Origin of the sequence: Bacillus sp. FSL R9-9497 (assembly GCF_038005805.1) — a bacterium.
In the GTDB taxonomy this organism is placed as follows: domain Bacteria; phylum Bacillota; class Bacilli; order Bacillales; family Bacillaceae_G; genus Bacillus_A; species Bacillus_A cereus.
Map to the genome: position 1 here is coordinate 33440 of NZ_JBBOTY010000002.1, position 20452 is coordinate 53891.

Consider the following 20452-nt stretch of genomic DNA (forward strand, 5'->3'; position numbering starts at 1 on the left):
GTATAAAATGCAAGATAAAAATTTAGAACAAATTATTCATATGTATATTCAAGATCATGTAGGTATTGAATTTAATGATGATACTGAGATTTTTGAAGAAGGATTAGTTAATTCTTTATTTGCAATCCAATTGATGACTTTTCTTGAAAAAGAATTTGCCATAAAGGTAACTATGGATGACTTAGATATGGATAACTATAAGTCTGTAAATTCTATTGGTAATTTTATAAGAAATAAGCAAATGGTTCGGTAATGGACATGAAACAATACTTAGAGCCATCTCAATATAAAATGTATCAGAATTTTTTGGATTTTGTTTGTGAAAATATAGAACCTTACGCTAATAGTTGGGAGATTGAACAGGGCATTCCATCAGACATAATAAAGACTTGTGCTAAAAATGGTTATTTAGGTGGAACACTTCCAGCAGAGTATGGTGGATTAGAATGGGATTATGTAACGTATGGGTTATTTACTGAAGCAATAGCAAGAGGTAGTGTCTCTCTTTCGGGATTATTTAATGTCCATACGATGGTAACAGAAACGATTTTAAAATGGGGAACAGAAAATCAAAAAAATCAGTGGTTACCATTACTTGCATCTGGTAATCAAATAGCTGCATTAGCCCTTACTGAACCTGGAGCAGGATCAGATTTAAATATGATTAAAACGAACTTCGATCAACACGGGGATAAATTAATACTTAATGGAGTGAAGAAGTGGATCACTTTTGGTGCAGCTGCTGATGTGTTTTTGGTATTTGGAAAACTAAATGGTGAACAACCAGTTGCCTGTTTAGTACCAAAAGATAGTGCAGGTGTAAATGTTACTCATATAAGAGACATGCTTGGATTTAAAGCTGCATATTTGGCAGAAATTGAATTCAATAATGTAGAAATACCTTTAGAAAATATCATTGGTAGACCAGGATTTGCTTTTACTTACCTTGCACCGTATGCTTTAGAATTTGGGCGTATTTCAATTGCCTTTGCTGCTCTTGGTGTATTACGTACTTGTTTAGAAATCTGTGGGAATCATGTATTACATAGAAGTGCATTTGGTAACTCTCTAATTGATCATGGCATGATTTCACATATGATTACGGATATGGGAGTAGATTTAGAAGCTTCTATACTACTTAGTTTAGAAGCTTGTAAGGCCAAAAATGAGCATCGAGCTGATGCTACTGAAAAGATTATGATTGCAAAATATTTTGCATCGCGCTCAGGTACAAGGCATTCAACGAATGCTGTACAGATTATGGGAGCACTTGGTTGTAATGATAATTATTCAATATCAAGGTGCTTTAGAGATTCTAAAACAATGGAGATCGTTGAGGGGAGTAATCAGATTCATCAGCTATTACTTGGTAAGGGATTTGCTAAAAAAGCGAAACGTGCCATTGAAAAAATACCTGTAACAAAAGGAGTGATACAACCCGGATGAGTACATGTATACAGAAGCTGTTTGAAGAACAAGTAGTCCGTACGCCAGATGAGGTTGCTGTTATCTTTAAAAAAGAAACATTAACCTATAAGGAATTAAATGAAAAAAGTAACCAATTAGCTCGTCTTTTACGTGAAGGTGGAGTTGGTCCAGATACAGTTGTAGGTATTATGGTAGAGCGATCTATCGAAATGGTTGTCGGAATTTTCGGGATATTGAAAGCGGGCGGAGCATATCTGCCGCTTTCCCCGAATCATCCATCATCACGATTACAATTCATTATAGAAGATAGCGGTGCTAAATTAATACTTACGCAAAAGCAAATCCTACATCGTTTTCAAGATAGTTTGAAAGCTGATATGTTGGCTTTAGATTCGATTTCCTATGAAGGAAAGAGTGAAAATCTAGAGTGTATTAACAAACCCTCTGATCTTGTGTATGTAATATATACTTCCGGTTCAACCGGGAAACCTAAGGGTGTTATGATTGAGCATTCGGCCTTAATAAATCGAATTGAGTGGATGCAAGAGGCTTATCCAATTAGTTCAAAGGATACTATATTACAAAAGACCCCTTATACATTTGATGTATCCGTATGGGAGATGTTCTGGTGGGCCATAGTTGGAGCCAAAGTATGTATTCTTGCGCCGGGGATGGAGAAGTTTCCACAGGCTATTATTGAGACAACTGAAAGTAATGACGTGACAATTATGCATTTTGTACCATCTATGTTAAGTGCATTTTTACACTATCTTGATGTGACAGGTGAAACTATCCGAATAAAATCGTTAAAACAAGTATTTGTTAGTGGTGAGGCACTACTGTCTCAACATGTAAACCGTTTTAACAAGCTGCTAAATTTCTCTAATGGTACACTTCTTACTAATCTGTACGGACCTACTGAAGCAACCATTGATGTGACTGCTTATGATTGTCCGACACATGAGATTACAGAAGGGAGCGTTCCAATAGGGAGACCAATTAGGAATATTGAGATGTTTGTTGTTGATAAATATGGTAATAAACTTCCGGAAGGTCATATAGGAGAATTATGTATCTCAGGTATAGGATTAGCACGTGGATATGTAAATAGGCCACAATTAACGGCAGAAAAGTTTGTACAATATTCCCTTGATACCCGTATATATAAAACCGGTGACTTAGCTTTAATAAGATCGGATGGGAATATTGAGTTTCATGGAAGAATTGATTTTCAAGTTAAAGTTAATGGGCTTCGTATTGAGTTAGGGGAAATAGAATCGTGTTTAATGTCTTGTGAAGGAGTTTTACAATGTGCGGTAATTGTAAGACAAGAATCTGAGATGGTAGTTAAGTTAATAGCTTTCTATGAGTCAGAAAATGATATTGAGTTAGAGAAGTTAAAAAAATATCTTCGCTTATTTTTACCAGATTATATGATACCTAACCGTTTTGTACGTGTAAATGAAATGCCATTAACGGATAGCGGAAAGATAGATAGAAAAGCACTTGCCTTATTAGGTTCCGATAAATATTCACACCATACCACACTTGTAGGAGGTTCTGTTAATGAGGAAAGCAGTAAAGATTCATAAAGAAGATATTGAAGATGTAATCGCCCTTACACCAGTGCAGGAAGGTATTCTTTATCATTATTTGAAAGAACCCGAAGGAAAGCTATATCATGAAGAACTTCGACTTTGCTTAACTGGAAAAATTAATATTCCAAAGTTCGAAGAGGCGTGGAATTATGTAACACGGGAAAATGAAATGCTGCGTACAATTTTTCGATGGGAAAAAGTTAAACAACCTGTACAACTTATATTAAAAGAGCATACTCCGAACATTATATATAGTGATGGTAAAGTCTCTAATGATACAGAAAGCTTTGATTTACAAACAGTTCCTTTTTCTATCGAACTGTGCCATTTGAACGAAGGCGAATATGAAATGGTTTTACGTCATCATCATATTTTGTTTGATGGTTGGAGTAATAGTATTATTTTACAAGAGTTTATTAAGGTATATCGAGAGTTAATAAAGGGAGAGGTATCATCATCTATAAATAAAAAGAAATTTAAAGAATATATACTATGGCAACAAAAACAAGATAAACCAAAACAAAAGCTTTTTTGGGAACAATATTTAAATGAATTAACTGAACAAATAAATTTATCCAATAAAAATTCTAATGAACTAAAAAAAGCAAAAACATATGTAAAAGAGATAGATAAAGAGCGAAGTGATAGATTTCGAAGTTTTGCAAGTAATCAAGGTGTAACATTGGCTACATTATTTTATACAGCCTGGGGTCTATTATTACAAAGGTACAAAAATTCAGAGGACGTAATATTCGGTACAACAGTATCCGGGCGTTCAATTCCAATGCATGGTCTGAGTGAAATGGTAGGTTTATTTATAAATACACCACCACTGCGTGTAAGTGCTGATGGGAGAATGACTGTTTCAGATCTTTTACAAAGAATTCAAAGTGATGTCCAAAGAAGAACTGAATATGAAACGACTCCAATTGTTGATTTAAACGTGTCATTTGACACTATTATGGTAGTTGAGAATTACCCTCTTGATATAGAAAAGCTGAAAGAAATTGATGAAAGTGTAAGAATTTCAGGTTATGAAGTAAATGAAATGACCAACTATGATTTAACTGTCTCAATAGAGTGTTTCGATTCTATTAAACTTGCAATGATGTGGCCTGAAGATGTATTTGATGAATCCATTATTACCAGTATAACTAACCATTTTATACAGCTATTAGATTCAATGCTTTTAGATGAAGGACAACCAATACAAACTCTTAAAATGTTAGATGAGGCAGAAGAAAAGTTTTTGCTTCAAGGTGGTCAAAATCAAAGTGCTACATTCCCACACACAACACTTCATCAATTAATTGAGATGCAAGCTGAAAAGCATCCTGAGAGAGTGGCACTTACATTTGAGAATAGTGAGATGACTTATGGAGAGTTGAATGAGCGTGCGGATAAAGTGGCATTTGCTCTTCTAAAAGAAGGTGTAACTTTAGATTCTCCAGTAGCTGTAATGTTGGATTACTCATTTAATATGATTATCTCTCTACTTGGTATTTTAAAAGCAGGTGGGGCTTATGTTCCAATTGATCCTGATTATCCTCAGGAACGAATTGATTTTATTCTTCAAGATAGTGGTTCGAATGTAATAATAACCTCAAATTTATTTGAGGATAAAGTTAAATTTGATAGCACAAAGCTTTTTATTGAAGAACTCAATGAGACACCTATGCAAGATTTCGAGAGAGTAGATGTTGCCCCAAATAATTTAGCATATGTCATTTATACTTCTGGAACAACAGGACGTCCTAAAGGGGTTATGATTGAACATAGTAATGTAATACAACTTGTCATGCATCAACCAAATAGTTTTAAATTCTCTAGTGATGATGTGTGGTTACTATTTCATTCTTTCTGTTTTGATATGTCAGTTTGGGAGATATTTGGATCACTTACTTATGGTGGACGTCTTGTCCTGGCAACAAAAGAAACAATCCGTGATACGTATAAACTTGCCCAGTTGATTGCAGATGAGGGAGTAACGGTATTGAATCAAACTCCATCTGCATTCTATGTTTTTCAACAAGTAGTTGAAGAGATGCCTAAACTTGCTTTTAAAATTAGGTTAATTACATTTGGAGGGGAAATGCTGAAGCCAGGTTTACTGCAAAGTTGGTTTAAGCGTTCACCTAATACGGTCATAGTAAATATGTATGGAATAACTGAGACGACAGTACATGTTACTTATAAGGAAATTGGAGAAAAAGAAATGCACAGTAATCTTAGTGCTATAGGCGTGCCTCTTCCTACGTATTCGTGCTATGTATTTGACAAACATATGAATCCTACACCTAAGGGAATGCAAGGGGAACTTTATGTTGGAGGGTATGGAGTTGCGCGGGGATATCTAAATCGTCCTGAACTAAACAGTGAACGTTTTATACAGAATCCTTATAATCCAAGTGAAAGATTATATAGATCAGGAGATTTAGTCCGTATTCTTGAAAATGGCGAAATGGAGTATATAGGTCGTAGTGATCATCAAGTGAAGATACGTGGTTATCGAATTGAAACAGGAGAAATAGAACATCATTTACAACAGCATGCGGATGTGAAGGAAGCGGTAGTTTTATCTATTGCTTTTGGAGAGGAACAAGAACTGTGTGCTTATATACTAACTGATCAAGATATATCTCAAAACGAATTACGTTATTATCTTACTGACAAAATACCCTCGTATATGATACCTATGTATTTTGTACTTTTAAGTGAAATGCCATTAACTACGAATGGAAAAGTTAATCGTCGTGCTTTACCTAAGCCTACTAAGTTAGTACAACCAAATGATTTACTAGATGAGCTTGAAACAACGGTAGCTGATGTTTGGAAGGAAGTTTTGGGGGTAGAAAAAGTAGGGTTATATGATAATTTCTTTGATGTTGGAGGGAACTCCTTAAAAATGGTTCGATTGTTCTCTCGTTTACGAAGCAAGTTTGAAAAAGAACTTACAATGCCTATGTTATTCCGATACCCAACGGTTCATGATCAAGCTTCCTACTTTAGAAGTGATAATGCTATGGAACACCAACCTGAAGAAGTTAAGAAAGAAAATCTTTTATCTATGAATAAAAATGATGTAGCAGTGGTTGGTATGGCGGTTCGTATGCCAGGCGCTTCTAATCTTAAGCAATTCTGGTCAAATTTAGAACAAGGGATAGAATCCATTCGTACATTTACAGATGAAGAACTTAGTGAGATGGGCATACCAAAAGAAGTGATTCAAAAACCTAATTATATAAAATCTAAAGGGTATTTAGAAGATGTAGATGCATTTGATAATGAATTTTTTGATTACAGTCTAAAAGAAGCTGAAATGATGGATCCACAACTGCGAATACTTCATGAATGCGCATGGGAAGCACTAGAACAAGCAGGTGAGGTTAATTCTTCTCATATGGATACAGGAGTTTATGTTGGAGGATCACCAAATTTCCACTGGCTTCGTTCTATTGCTAGTGAATCTTCTAATACATTAGAAGATTTCCAAGCAATGTTGTTAAACGAAAAAGATTTCTTTGCTACTCGATTGGCTTATAAATTAAATCTAAAAGGACCAGCGATTACAGTACAAACAGCTTGTTCTACCTCCTTAGTTGCTATTCAAAACGCATGGGCAGATCTTATCGATGGACGATGCGACATAGCCTTGGCCGGGGGAGTAAGTATAACTTATCCAACAAAAACAGGATATTTATATGAAGATGGTATGATTTTCTCACCAGATGGTCATTGTCGAGCTTTTGATAAGGATGCTCAAGGAACAGTGGGTGGAAATGGTGCTGGTATTGTAGTACTGAAAAGGTTAGAGGACGCTCTTCGAGATGGGAATTTAATACATGGAGTTATTAAGGGAGCTGCAGTAAACAATGATGGGTCCAATAAGGCTGGATTTACAGCGCCAGGGGTTGATGGCCAAGCTGCTGTTATAAAATCGGCTCATGAAATAGCTGGCGTTAAGCCTGAAGAAATCTCATATATAGAAACTCATGGTACTGGTACGCAACTAGGTGATCCTATAGAAGTAGAAGCATTGAAGTTAGCTTTTGGTAAGCAAGAACCAGGTAGAGTTTTAATTGGATCAGTGAAGACGAACATTGGACATTTAGATGCTGCAGCAGGAGTTGGAGGATTTATAAAGACGGTCTTAGCTTTGAAAAACAAGAAAATTCCGCCGAGCCTTCATTATAATAACCCAAACCCTAGCATTGATTTTGGAAAAAATCCGTTTCGTGTAAATACGGAACTTATCCCATGGAAAGAAGAGGTAAGAAGAGCGGGTGTTAGTTCGTTTGGGATGGGTGGAACTAATGCACATATAGTGTTAGAGTCTGTTCCTGACAATGCTAAGAATTTTGAAAAACAATCTTGGAACTTATTAACTGTTTCAGCAAAAACAGAGGAATCTTTAGATAAAGCTACTAACGATCTATTATTGCATTTAAAGGAGAATCCAGAGATATCACTATCTGATACAGCTTATACATTACAAAAAGGTCGTCGTGAATTTCCATATAGAACTGCAGTAGTTGCTAATGGAATAGAGGGTGCCATAGAAAAACTTGGTGATACGGGACTAGAGAAAACAAACGCAATGGAGAGTAGACCTTTAGCCTTTCTTTTTTCAGGGCAAGGATCACAGTATATCAATATGGGTAGAGATTTATATGAAAATGAACCTGTATTTCGTGAACACGTTAATCAAGGTTTAGCCTTACTCTCAAATTGGCTAGATATAGACATGAAAAATATTTTGTATCCTACAAAGGAGACAGAGGATAAAGCAACTGAACAGTTAAATAGAACTTCAATGACGCAACCTCTACTATTCACTATTGAATATGCATTAGCCAAGCTTCTAATGAATTGGGGAGTTTATCCAAGGGTCATGTTTGGCCATAGTATTGGTGAGTTTGTAGCAGCTTGTTTAGCAGAAGTAATGTCTTATGAAGATGCATTACATTTAGTAATGATTAGAGGGAAGTTAATGAATAGCGTACCAGAAGGCGCTATGCTAAGTGTAAATTTATCTGTTGAAGAATTACAAACCTATATAACAGATGATGTAGATATAGCAGCTGTAAATTCCTCTCAACACTCAGTAGTTTCTGGTACTGTACTTTCAATCAATAAAATTGAGGAATTACTTTTAAATCATGGAGTAAAGACAACGCGTCTATTTACTTCGCATGCTTTCCATTCTCGAATGATGGATGAAGTTCTAGATTCATTTGAGCAAGCTGTAGGAAATATAAAATTATCAAGTCCTAAAATACCTTATATATCTAATGTTACAGGTGAAATGATTACAGCAAATCAAGCCACATCACCTTCTTATTGGGCACAGCATCTACGAAGTACTGTTCAATTTTCAAAGGGATTATCTGAAATTTTTCATTTGAAAAATGTAATTTGCCTTGAGATTGGCCCAGGTAATGCATTATCAACTTTTGTATTAAAGCATTTAAATAGAAGTAAAGATCAATTGGCTTTAAACATGTTACGTCATCTTCTGGATAAATCAAATGACTTCGAGCATTTATGCAAGCAAATGGGACGGTTATGGATGCAAGGTGGAACTATAAATTGGAATACTTTTAATAACAGTGAGAATAAAAGTTTATTAGATTTACCAACGTATCCTTTCATGAAAAAACGATTTAAAGCTGATCCATTTTTTAATATTCAATCTCAGAGTTTAACTCAGGAAACAAGAGGCCATAATAAACAGGCTAATATTAAAGACTGGTTTTATTTGCCTTCTTGGGAACGCAAAACATTAAAATCTATACAAATAAAGAAAGAACAAAAATATAAATGGCTTATTTTCAATGATCATCTAAATCGATTCAATCGATTGATAGAAAAATTAAAAAGAGAAGGTCATGATGTAATTGAAGTTAAAACAGGTGGTATTTTCTCTGAAAAATCCGACGGTTTATATACAATATGTCCATCTCAAAAAATGCATTATGAAATGCTATTTTCAGAATTAGAACAAAAAGATTTATTACCAAATAAGATTATACATGCTTGGAGCTTTAATCCAGTTAATGAGGTTATTCTCGATCAAGAGAGAATTGAACGATCAATGGATGAAGGATATTATTCGTTACTTTATATTGCACAAGCAATTGGGAAAATTAATTATGAGGGAGCATTACAGTTAAACATTTTTACTGACCGTATGTTTGAAGTTACAGGTACAGAGCTGAACTTAAAGCCAGAGCAAGCTACAATTCTAGGCTTTTCAAAAATATGCAATCTTGAGTTTCAAAATATAAAATGTCGTACCATTGATATGGATACAGATTCTCAACAAATGTTTGAAGAAGCGGGTTTAATGGAGAGTTTTGTGGATTCTACTGATATAGTTGTAGCTTATCGAGGACGTCATAGATGGGCGCAAACGATTATTCAAAGTCCTTTTGAAGAAGAAGATGTAGAAATTGATAGATTACGAGAGAGTGGCGTCTATCTAATTACTGGTGGACTTGGTGGAATTGGATTTGAAATTGCAAAAGATTTAGCTAATAGAGTACCAAATGTCAAACTTATATTGATTGGCCGCTCAGAGTTCCCACCTCGTAATCAATGGGAACAGTACCTAGAAAATAAAGACGAGCGTGTAAGCCGAGTTATTTCTGATTTGTTGACAATGGAGTCTCAAGGTGCAGAATACATGATCCTAAGTGCTGATGTTTCCAATCAAGATGATATGAAACAGGCAATTGAAAAGGCTAAATCTCGTTTTGGTTCTATTAATGGCGTAATTCATGCAGCAGGTGTCGCTGATTATCTAGGTATTATGATGAATCGTGAAAAAGAATCTAATAATAAAATTTTAGCTCCGAAAATTAAAGGTACACTAGTGCTCGATGCTTTATTAAAAGATGAACCAATTGATTTCTTCGTACTATGTTCATCAATTGGTAATGTGGCGTATCATATGAAATTTGGTCAGAGTGGTTATAATGCAGCGAATGAATTTTTAGATGCATTTGCATTTTATAAGCGGGCTCATGATGGAGTGTTCACTGTAGCTATTAACTGGCCAGATTGGCAAGAGGTGGGTATGTCACTTAAGTCTGCTGAAATATGGGCAAAGCAATTTAATATGGATATGGAAAGTGTATTACATGATGGTGTAACTGTAGAAGAGGGCTTAAAAGTATTCCGTAGTATTATCAATAGAAATCAACAACAAGTTGTGGTTTCTCCAATAGATTTACATTGGAAACTTTTAAATGGTGCCAACTATTATAATGAACTATTGGAAAAAGGAAGTAAGAATAGATTAAAGCAGAATCGTTCAGATGTTTCCACAACGTATAGACCACCAACTAATGAAATTGAACAACAATTATACGAATTATTAAAAGATATGTTTGGAATTGAAGAAATAGGAATTTACGATAATTTCTTCGATCTAGGAATGAGTTCTTTAGATCTTGTTCGTATTAATGTGAAATTAAAAGAAGCCTTTAAACGAGACTTACCTATAGTTGTTCTTTATGAGCATACGTCAATTAAATCTCTTGCTAAATATTTAAGTAATCAAGAAGTAAATAACAATTTAACAAATAAAAAAGAGTTATTGAAAGCGAAATCGGTTATGAAAAATACATTATCTGCTTTAAAAAGTAGAAAGTAGTAAAGGGAGGGGAACAACATGATTAATAAAGAAGTAGTTCCGTCAAAAGTTGAGTTTTGCTGGGGATTACCTGTTATTCCAACACCACAAACAAAAGAACTTCTAGAGGAATATGTTAATCAAGCTAAAAGAGCTGAGAAGAATAACTTTGACTCGGTATTGGTTTCTATTGCACCAACATCTGTTGATCCAATGATAGCAGCGTCTATGATTGGAATGAATACGGAGTTTGTAAAGATTTTGGTTGCGCAAAATACAAACCAGATGCTTCCTACCGTAACAGCAAAAGCATTGAATACTTTAAATAGTTTAATTGGTAATCGTGCAGATATTAACATTGTAACTGGAAGTGCCTCGCTTGTCCTTGCGCGTGATGGATTACCAGAACCGCACCATGTTCGATATGCTAGGACAAAAGAATATATTGAGCTGTTACAACAATTAAGACGAGGAGTAACTAGCTATAAAGGTGAGTTTTATCAAGTAGAAAATAGTGATATTTATCCAAAGGAAGATCTCTCTCGAAGTGCCCGCTACTTTGTAGCGGGGTCCTCCGAGGAGGCAATGAGAGTAGCTGCAGAGTATGGTGATGCTTATATACTTTATGCAACAGACCGCAAAAGTCTTAGAGAACACTATCAAACAGTTAATAATTACGCTAAGCAATATGGGCGCGAGAAAATTCCAGGTGCTATTTTAGTAGACATCATTGCTCGTGAGACTTCGGAAGAAGCATATAAAGAAGCATATGAATTACTTGAGAGAACACCAGCAGCCTTAAAGCGGATGACTAAGCTATTTTTAGATAATGCAGATTCTGTTGGACTTCGCCGATACAAAGATTTAATTACAAAAGATAGTATGTGGATAGATGATCATCTTTGGGGAGGTCTAAGTTTAGTTAACCCATCTAATTCAATTTCTATTGTTGGTAGCTATGAGGAAGTCATCTCGACGTTAACTGATTTTTGGGAAATAGGGGCAAATTATTTTCTTATTACTTCTCAGATTAGTGAGCATGAAATTGAACGTATTGGTCAAAATGTTGTGCAACCATTTAAAAAGAAAATTGAAAAGTTAATCCAAGTTAACTAAAAGAGGGCTAAAAATATGAAGTTAAACATATGGTTGAAGTTTATCATTTTAATGACTTTAATAGTACTCCCTTATCGACAGGTGGAAGCACAGGAAACGGTACAGTTTAATGAGAAGAAAATACAGAAGCATATAGAAGAACAAATATCTCAAGCGGGTATTCCTGGACTTTCAGTAGTAATTGTAAAAGGAAACGAAACGATTTATAAGAAGAATTATGGCTATGCCAATACAGACAAAAAACGTCAAGTTACGAATGAGACGCTTTTCGAGCTAGGTTCTACTTCAAAAGCTTTTACGGCATTAGCTGTATTGCAGCTAGAAAAAGAAGGGAAAATTAAACTTAGTGATTCTTTAACTAAATATGTTTCATGGTTTGAAATGGAGTATAAAGGAAAACCTTATGAAATTACACTTTATGACTTATTACACCATACTAGTGGAATACCGGAAAAGGCCATTGGATATATTACTATAACCAATGGCAAAGATTCTATTGAGAAAACGATTAGAAATGTTATGCCAATAGGACTAAACCGAGAGCCGGGTAGCAGTTTTGAATATTCTACGGTTAACTACGATCTATTAGGCTTAGTAATCGAGAAGGCAACTAATCAATCATTTGAAAGATATGTTCAAGATCATGTGCTATCAAAGTTGGATTTATTGAGTACATACGCTGGACGTGAGATGGCCCCATTAGACAACATGGCCCAAGGTTACAAGCGTAATTTCTTACAATCATTACCCTATGACGCTCCTAATTATAGGGGGAATACACCGGCTGGATATTTTATTTCAAATATAAATGATATGGAAAGATGGTTAAAATTACAGCTTGGGGTTGAAAAGCCTAGGATGTTTCCGGAGGAATTGATTAACGATTCTCATAAAGCGAATAGAAAGGTTGCCCCAGATAGCAATGGAGCTTCATATGCAGCTGGATGGGAGGTCTATCAAAGTGGTGGAGGGGAAATTTCACATGGTGGAAGTAACCCAAATTATTCATCGTATATTGGTTTCCGTGATGAGGAACAGATAGGGGTCGTAGTATTAGCAAATCTGAATAGTAATTACACTTACTATATAGGTAGCAGTCTTTTAAATATGATGATAGATAAAGAAATTAAACCGTTACTCTATGATGAATATAAGAAAACGGATCAAATAGGAACAGCCTTATTTGTGATCTCATCTTTGTGTTTACTAACGTTATTGGTCATGTTATTTCATTTAATCAGGGAGATTATTTTTAGAAAAAGAAAGTTTATATTACCAACGGGAAAAACATGGTTACATATGGTATTAGTTGTTGCGATATATGGGCTAATGATTTATGCACTTTATCAACTACCAAATCTCTTGTTTGGAGGGCTTCCGTGGGCATTTATAAAAGTTTGGGCTCCTTTAACTGTTGTACTTGCAATATATGCAATTGCTGGGGTGGGTTTGGCCTATGTTATCCATACATTCTTAAATCTTTGTTTTCCAAGACAAAAGGGAAAGTCGCTTTTGACTTTAATTGTTTTGGGATTAATATCAGGATTTGGTAATGCCTTTCTCATTTTTGTGATTAATGAAACGTTTGTTAGATCAAATAATTTGGAAAATGGCTTGTTGTTTTACTTTGTACTTGGAATCGTTATGTATATCTTTTCACAACGTATTATTAGAACTAGCATTGTATCGTATACAAACGAGCTAGTTTATGAAAAAAGGATGGAATTAACAGATAAGTTGTTACAGACTCCTTATTACAAATTGGAGTTGATTGAGAAGGGCCGAATAGAGGCGACATTAAATAACGATACGGAAGTTATCTCTCGTTCTCTCAATCTATTAGTTACTGCTGGAACAAGTTTATTAACGTTACTATTTTGTTTTCTCTATCTTGGTGTAATGAATATGTATGCCTTTTTACTATCCTTGTGTATCATCTTTATTACTGCAGGGGTATATTCTTTGATCGGACGACAAGCAGATAAAGTTTGGAATGAAACAAGAGATATTCAGAATGTATATTTTCGTTTGATTGGTGATCTAAGGCATGGTTTCAAAGAGCTTAGGCTTCATACTGGAAAACGAAACGATTTTCGAGAAGTTATGAATGAAAGCTGTAATAACTATCGTGTTAAACGAACGATAGGAGATATTAAATTTGCAAATGTGTTTGTTCTGGGAGAACTATTATTCATTTTTGTTATTGGTATTGTAGTTTTCGTATTTCCAGAAATTTTTGTTAATATGCCAAAAGAGACGATAAGTAACTATGTAATTGTTTTTCTGTATATGACAGGTCCAGTTAATGAAATACTGGGCGGTATCCCTCAGCTCGTAAATGTACGTATTTCTTGGCAACGTATTCAACAAATGGTGAAGAGTGTAGATCATATAAAGGCAAATGAGCAAATCGCAACAACAAAAGAGTACTTAGATGTACCAATTTGTTTGCAGCTACAAAATGTAAGTTATAAGTATAAGAATAAAGATGGAGATTTTACTGGTTTTGGTATTGGTCCAATAGACATGGACTTTAATTCTGGAGAAATAGTCTTTATTGCTGGTGGTAATGGGAGTGGAAAATCTACTTTATCAAAACTGATTACTGGGTTATATGAACCTAATGAAGGTAACGTTTTATTAAATGGAAAAGAAATAGCTCCAGAGGAATTGAATCAATACTATTCAGCTATCCTGAGTGATTTTCATGTTTTTGATAGGCTATATGGAATTAATACAGAAGGAATGAAAGCAGAAATCGATCATTATTTAGAACTTCTCCAACTGAGTGACAAGGTTGGCATTGAGAATGGACGCTTTACTACTACGCAACTATCAACTGGACAAAAGAAAAGGTTGGCATTGCTGGTTACGTATTTGGAAGATCGACCTATACTTTTATTTGATGAATGGGCAGCGGATCAAGATCCTGGTTATAGACGCTTCTTTTATGAAGAATTGTTACCTCAAATGCGAGCGAAGGGTAAATGTATTATTGCTATTACTCACGACGATCAATATTTTCATTTGGCAGATAAGCTTATAGTGATGGAGATGGGAACTGTGAAAATGAATAAAACAAAGGAGGCATTATTATGAGTAAGGAAATTAAATGTGTTGTTTGGGACTTAGATTGTACAATTTGGGATGGTGTTTTATTAGAGAGTGGTACAGTTACTTTAAAACCTGGAATTTATGAAATTATATGTGAATTAGATCGACGTGGAATACTGCAATCAGTTGCTAGTAAAAATAACTACGAAGATGCAATAGCTAAATTACGGGAATTTGGAATAGAAGAGTATTTTTTATATCCGGAGATTCATTGGAACTCTAAATCTAGTTCCATTGAGAAAATTAGAAAAAATTTAAACATAGGTATTGATACTTTTGCGTTCATTGATGACCAACCTTTTGAATTAGAAGAAGTACAGAGCGTTCATAATGATATTCTGTGTATACATGTAAATGAATATAAGTCGTTATTAGACTTGCCACGACTACAACCAAAAAGAATTACAGAAGATTCAGGTCGTCGAAGACTGATGTATTTAGAAAATCTTAAGAGAACGAAGGATGAAGAAGAATATGAAGGCCCAAAAGAAGAATTTTTAGCTTCACTTGGGATGAATTTTGTGATTAGTGAGGCTCGTGAGGAAGATTTGCAGCGTGCAGAGGAGTTAACAGTACGTACGAATCAATTAAATTCGACTGGTATTACCTATGATTATGATGAATTAAACTATTATCGTAATCATCCAGATTATTTATTATTAGTTTGTGAGTTATCAGATAAATATGGCTCCTATGGGAAGATTGGTTTAACACTTGTAAAAAGGACGGAGGAAGCTGACTGCCTAAAACTTCTTCTCATGTCTTGTCGTGTAATGTCCCGTGGCGTTGGTACTATACTCCTCACATATCTAATGGAAAGAACAAAACAGGCAGGTAAACGCTTTTTGGCTGAGTTTAGACAGACTGACCGTAACCGTATGATGTTTGTTACGTACCGATTAGCTGGATTTAAGGAAACTAGCAACGAAAATGGAATATTAATTTTAGAACATAATCTTGAGAATATAAATCCTTATCCTCACTATATTAATATACAATTTCCGGAAACACCAACGGATGTGGATAGAGGGGAAGTGGAAATATGCAACAAACAATTGTAAAGCATTCTCTTACGCATCCACAAAAAAGAGTTTGGTATAATGAACAAATTTATCCAAACACATCTATGTATAACATCGGAGGGATGGTTCTTATTAATGGGGAAATTAATTTTACAATTTTAGAAAAAGCAATTCAATTATTCATTAAGAAAAATGATGGTTTACGTCTACGGATTTTTCAACAACATAGAGAACCCCACCAATATATATCACCATTTGAACCTACACCAATACGTTTAATTGATTTTTCTAATCATCATAATCCAAGTTTAGAAGCTAGAAAATGGGCCCGGGATGAATTTCAAAAACAAATTCTACTTGAAGGAGGCCCTCTGTTTGAATTTGTGCTCTTGAAAATAAGTGATGTAGAAAGCTCCTATTTTGTTAAGTTTCATCATATTATAGCTGATGGTTGGACAATCCAACTTATGACGAGTCAAATTATCGATTTTTACTCTAAGTTAAAGAATGATGAGCATATAAATGATACGGTTGAATCTACTTATCTGTCTTATTTACAAGCAGAGGAGAAATATCTGGAATCCCCTCGATACGTAAAAAATAAGAATTATTGGAATGAGAAATTTATGAATCTGCCAGATTTCTTTTTATCAAAAACATCTCATTCTCTAGAAGGGAAACGAAAGATATTTTTAATTGAAAAAGAAAAATCGGTTGCTCTACAGTCTTTTATACAAAAACATAGAATATCTATGAATACATTATTTTCAACCTTTATGCTTATTTATATTCATAAAATGTATGATCAATCAGACATTATCATTGGATCTCCTGTACTAAATCGTTCCGGTGTACTAGAAAAGAAAATAGTAGGTATGTTTACTAGCACAATGCCGTTACGGTTAAATGTGGATGAAGATGAGAGTGTTCTATCTTTCATTAAAAGAGTAAATCATGAAATAAAACAATGTCTATTTCACCAGCGTTATCCTTATAACTTATTGGTAAAAGACTTGCAATTGACTAGTAAAGGATACGATGGTTTATTTCAATATAGTGTGAATTACTATAATACAAAACTTAAAAATACTATTGATGGATTTTCTTTAGAAAACGTGGAGTTTTACAGTGGTTACCAAGCCTATTCATTGCAGTTAGTTATTAAGGAATGGGCAGATGAAGGTTTAGAAATTCAATATGATTATAAAGTCGCGGATTTTGAAGAAGATCAAATCAATTGTATGCATGAAAGGTTTTTAGCTTTAATAGAACAAGTTTTACGTAATGAAGATCAATCGATAAAAGAATTATCTTTGTTATCGGATGATGAGCAAAAGTTTATGTTAGAGAAATTTAACAATACAGCTGTTGTGTATCCGAAAGAAAAAACTATTCAAGAATTATTTGAAGAACAAGTAAAACAGACACCAGAAAAAATAGCAATTCAACATGCTGATAGATCAATGACTTATCTTGAATTAAATAAGAAATCTAATCAGTTAGCAAGAAAGTTACGAGAAAAAGGAGTCAAAAATGGTCAAGTCGTGGGTATACTAGCTAAACATTCACTTGAGATAGTAATTGCAATTTGGGGAGTTATTAAGGCTGGAGGTACATATTTGCCTATAGATCCTTCCTACCCAGAGGACCGAATTCGTTATATTTTGAATGATAGCGGCACAACATTACTTTTAACTGACTATACAAATGAGGGTAATTTAGAATATTTAGGTGAGAAAATTAATATATGTGATCAGAAACTTTATGAAGGAGATAATGCCAATCTAACCCTAGTAACTGCACCAAATGATCCAATATATATAATTTATACCTCTGGAACCACGGGGAATCCTAAAGGAACTGTAATCACTCAACGTGGATTGGTTAACTATATTTCCTGGGCTAAAAAGAACTATATTAGTAGTGAAAATGATGTTTTTGCATTATATTCATCCGTTTCTTTTGATTTAACAGTAACTTCAATATTCACTCCTTTAATAAGTGGTTTATTGTTAGTAATATATCATGATAATGAAGATGAGTTTATTTTGTCAAAAATACTCAAGGAAAATGTAGTAACAGTGTTGAAAGTTACGCCTTCACATTTAGCATTGTTAAATAACTATTCACCCCCAAGAGTTTCATCTCTTCGCAGATTGATTGTGGGTGGAGAGGATTTGAAAACCTCAGTAGCCGAAAAGATATATGATCTTTTTAGCGGTAAAGTTGAAATAATTAATGAATATGGACCAACTGAAACTGTGGTTGGATGTATGATTCATCGTTATGATCCAGATCTAGATCGAAGAGCATCCGTACCAATTGGTACACCAGCTGATAATGTTCAAATATATTTATTGGATAAGAATCTTCAGCCGGTTCCTATTGGTGTAAAAGGAGAAATTTATATATCGGGTGATGGGGTAGCTAAAGGTTATTTAAATCGTCCGGATTTAACAGCGCAACGTTTTTTATCCAATCCATTTATTTCGAGTGAGAAGATGTATCGAAGTGGTGATTTAGCTGTCATGTTGCCAAATGGATTAATTGAGTATCAAGGACGGATGGATTCTCAAGTGAAAGTTAAAGGATATCGTATTGAAATAGGGGAAGTTGAGAATGCACTGTTACAACACAAGTCTGTTAAAGATGTAGTAGTGGTGAATTGGCAAGGTGAGGATAATTCAAATCATCTAGTTGCTTACATTGTTTTGAAAGACAGTGTTCAAAATATAGAAATACGCAGTTTTATTTCGCATATGCTACCAAGTTATATGATTCCTTCATTTTTTATCTATATGGATCAGCTACCGCTTACTATCAATGGAAAGGTAGATCGTCAAGCGTTGCCAGATCCGATGTTAAATAACGGTTCTAATCATACTCATTTAGAAGAAGTAGATGAAGATGTTACTGGAATGGTTAGTGAAGTTCTCAAGGAAATATTACAGACTGATAGAATCGAATTGCATAGTAATTTTTATCATTTAGGTGGAGATTCTATTAAAGCGATCCAAGTGAGCGCTAGATTACAAGAACTGGGATGGAAAGTTAGAGTTAAAGATGTACTAAATTATCCAGTTGTAAGTGAATTGGCAGCAATGTTAGTTAAACAAAAAGATGTTACAGTCTCACAAACATTGGTAACAGGAAAGGTAGAGCCTACTCCTATTATGCGTTGGTTCCTTGATCAACAGTTTAAGAACCCGCATCATTGGAATCAATCGGTATTACTGTCTTTGAAGAAGCCGGTTAAAGAAGAATATGTTAATAAGATGTTAAATACGATCATGCATCATCATGATTTGTTACGGTTAAGGTATGAGGATAAGCAGGATTACTTCTATTATGACGAAGATATGTCCATTGTTGATTCTAAGGTTACCATGTTTGATTTGTCTGAAATTCCAATTGAAATGGCTTTGAATCAGGTTCATATAAAAGGTGAAGAGTTAAAAGGAAGTTTAAATTTGAATGTAGGACCATTATTTAAAGGGGCCTTATTCCAGCTTTCAAATGATCAACAGTTGTTATTATTAACTGCACACCACCTTATTGTTGATGCTGTGTCCTGGCGTATTTTAATTGAAGATGCAAACCGATGTTTGAATAGCTTGTATTTAGGAGAAGTTCCATCGCTACCATTAAAAACTAACTCTTTCCAAGATTGGTCTGAAGCTTTAAATAGTCGAGGAGTTAATTTAGTACGTGCTGAATTAGATTATTGGGAATCCATAGATAACACGCTAGATAATAATTTTCAAATTAATAGAGAAAAAGAAAATAGTACTGTTGAAAGTTGTACTACTCTTACCTTTACATTGAATGCAGATGATACAAGAAAACTATTAACTACTGCAAATGTGCCTTACAATACACAGCCAATGGAGTTGTTACTTGCTGTGTTGACAGAAAATTTAGGTAAATATACAAACCAAGATCAAATTAAATTTGAGTTAGAAGGTCATGGTCGAGAGGAATTATTTGAGCATCTTGATATTTCACGTACAGTAGGGTGGTTTACAACGATGTATCCTATTGTATTACAAGTTTCGCATAATATTGCTAATCAAATAAAGAGTGTTAAAGAAGAGGTTCGTAAAAGACCTAATAAGGGAATTGGATATGGAATTCTTAAAGAGAAGTTTCCTTCTTGCAAAGATTTAACTCAAAATATAATTCGTTTTAACTATTTAGGAGAGATAGATAATTCTCTCGGGGATGGATGGTTTACTATTGTTGATTATCAAAGTGGCAGTGAACAATCAAAAGATAATCATATTACTGCATTATTGGATATTGTGGCCATGGTTAAGAATAAAAGCTTAGAAATTCATGTGACATTTAGTACAAGTCATTTTCAAAAGAATTTTGTAGAAAATTTATTTTCAGATTATCTAGAACGACTACAGACATATATCCAATCCTGTTGTCAAATGCAAACAAAAGAATTTACTTCATCAGATTTTGAAACCTTAAACCTTAGTGATGAAGAAATTGATAATTTGTTTGATTAAACAACTATTTGATGAAAATTT

8 protein-coding genes are annotated in these 20452 nt (G+C 34.3%); all 8 read left to right on the forward strand.

Annotation, left to right across the window (positions count from 1 at the left end):
* Positions 1–7 precede the first annotated feature (7 nt).
* From MKY21_RS27815 to MKY21_RS27850, 8 genes are read left to right on the forward strand one after another with little or no spacing between them, the layout of a single operon-like run.
* Entirely contained in the window at positions 8–253 is a 246-nt protein-coding gene (locus MKY21_RS27815) for an acyl carrier protein (protein ID WP_001152970.1), read from the forward strand.
* Positions 253–1446 (forward strand): acyl-CoA dehydrogenase family protein, encoded by a 1194-nt coding sequence (locus MKY21_RS27820; protein ID WP_087947947.1) that lies wholly within the window; start codon positions 253–255, stop codon positions 1444–1446. The genes MKY21_RS27815 and MKY21_RS27820 overlap by 1 nt, the downstream gene beginning before the upstream one ends.
* Entirely contained in the window at positions 1443–3020 is a 1578-nt protein-coding gene (gene zmaJ / locus MKY21_RS27825) for a zwittermicin A synthase ZmaJ (protein ID WP_098326486.1), read from the forward strand. Before MKY21_RS27820 ends, zmaJ begins: the two co-directional genes overlap by 4 nt.
* Positions 2995–10683, forward strand: a complete 7689-nt coding sequence (locus MKY21_RS27830; RefSeq protein WP_341078041.1) for a non-ribosomal peptide synthetase/type I polyketide synthase — start codon at positions 2995–2997, stop codon at positions 10681–10683. The genes zmaJ and MKY21_RS27830 overlap by 26 nt, the downstream gene beginning before the upstream one ends.
* An 18-nt stretch (positions 10684–10701) precedes the next feature.
* The gene (locus MKY21_RS27835; RefSeq protein WP_000608549.1) at positions 10702–11778 is read left to right on the forward strand and encodes an LLM class flavin-dependent oxidoreductase; all 1077 of its coding nucleotides are present in this window, start codon (positions 10702–10704) and stop codon (positions 11776–11778) included.
* A 15-nt stretch (positions 11779–11793) separates the two neighbouring features.
* On the forward strand, positions 11794–14877 hold the full coding sequence (locus tag MKY21_RS27840; protein WP_341078043.1) for a cyclic peptide export ABC transporter: 3084 nt from the start codon (positions 11794–11796) through the stop codon (positions 14875–14877).
* A complete protein-coding gene (locus tag MKY21_RS27845; RefSeq protein ID WP_000031543.1) occupies positions 14874–15953 on the forward strand; it encodes an HAD-IIIC family phosphatase in 1080 nt (359 codons plus the stop codon). The genes MKY21_RS27840 and MKY21_RS27845 overlap by 4 nt, the downstream gene beginning before the upstream one ends.
* Positions 15935–20431, forward strand: coding sequence for a non-ribosomal peptide synthetase (locus MKY21_RS27850; RefSeq protein WP_098535186.1), 4497 nt, complete (start codon positions 15935–15937; stop codon positions 20429–20431). Before MKY21_RS27845 ends, MKY21_RS27850 begins: the two co-directional genes overlap by 19 nt.
* Positions 20432–20452: the final 21 nt, after the last annotated feature.